General features: G+C 76.0%; 1 protein-coding gene. It reads left to right on the plus strand.

The genetic code is table 11. The annotated features are described in order from the left end of the window. Positions 1–279: 279 nt before the first annotated feature. The coding region (locus tag EAO72_RS08215) for a glycosyltransferase family 4 protein (RefSeq protein ID WP_148016609.1) at positions 280–766 on the plus strand (487 nt) is incomplete at its 3' end.

Consider the following 766-nt stretch of genomic DNA (forward strand, 5'->3'; position numbering starts at 1 on the left):
GAGGGAATGGGGCTCCGCGTCTCGGCGGGGCCGGAACGGGCAGGGCCCGGCGCCGCGGGACGGTCGGGCAGGCCTCCGAGCGGGTGGGATCCCGGCGTCAGGATCCCCCTGGATTTCACCCGTGTGGGTGGTGCGCCGCGCCCGGTTTGTCGCGGTGCGCACCGGCGTACGGGTGCGGTCGTGCCGGAACGTGCGTACGGACTGGCATCCTTGGCGATGTAGGTACGGCCGCGGCTGAGGCCGTCACGCCCCGATCGGGAGCCCCGGGAGCCATTGAACGTGTCACAGCTGCGTACGGTCCAAGTGCTGGGCGGCGGCAGTGCGGGCAGCAGCGCCCATGTCGGTTCGCTGGCCGCCGGACTTGTCGCACGAGGCGTGCAGGTCACCGTCTGCGCTCCGGCCGGACTGGATCGTTCCTACGAGTTCTCCGCCACGGGCGCCCGGTTCACGCCCGTGCCGCGGCGCAGTGATCCCGCCGCCGTCGCCGCGCTGCGGGCCGCCTGCGCGGGTGCCGACGTCGTGCACGCGCACGGACTGCACGCCGCCGTCCGGGCCGCACTGGCGCTCGGCGGCCGGCAGGTACCGCTCGTCGTCACCTGGCACACCAGGACCCACGCCGAGGGCGCGCGCCGCCGACTGGTCCACCTGCTGGAGCGGAGAGCCGCCCGGGCGGCGTCCGTGGTGCTCGGCGCCTCGTCGGACCTGGTCGACCGGGCCCGGCGCCGGGGTGCGCGCGACGCCCGCCTCGCGCCCGTCGCCGTACCCG

It is taken from the genome of Streptomyces sp. OR43 (assembly GCF_008042275.1).
In the GTDB taxonomy this organism is placed as follows: Bacteria; Actinomycetota; Actinomycetes; order Streptomycetales; family Streptomycetaceae; genus Streptomyces.